Annotated in this window: 1 protein-coding gene; it reads left to right on the top strand. The window is 37.5% G+C overall.

The genetic code is table 11. From position 1 onward, the window contains the following. Positions 1-77: 77 nt before the first annotated feature. Positions 78-331, top strand: a 254-nt coding sequence (locus CWB80_RS22335; RefSeq protein ID WP_502705025.1) for an HvfA family oxazolone/thioamide-modified RiPP metallophore, incomplete at its 3' end; no start/stop codon positions are given.

Genomic DNA, 331 nt, shown 5'->3' with positions numbered 1-331 from the left:
AATTATAAAAATTTTGAAAGTAATTTTTAGTTCTCGGGTCTTGTTTAATAACCCTTTATAAAAAAGAGAGTCATCGAATGAACACAGTTAATATAAATTCAATTTCATTTACATTAGGTGCGGTTTTAGTAGGTGCGTCAAGTTTTGTAGCAACTGATTCGATTGCAATCCCATTTGAATTTCAGCATATGCAAGCAGGATATCAACTAGATGCCGCAGAAGGTAAATGCGGTGAAGGTAAATGTGGCGGCGATAAAAAAGCTGAAAAAGAAGGCAAGTGCGGTGAAGGTAAGTGCGGCGGCGACAAAAAAGCAGCCAAAGAAGGTAAGTG

Origin of the sequence: Pseudoalteromonas sp. S1650 (genome assembly GCF_005887195.1) — a bacterium.
GTDB lineage: Bacteria > Pseudomonadota > Gammaproteobacteria > Enterobacterales > Alteromonadaceae > Pseudoalteromonas > Pseudoalteromonas simplex.
The sequence above is the reverse complement of the archived record's forward strand: the minus strand, read 5'-3'. Positions and strand labels throughout refer to the sequence as shown.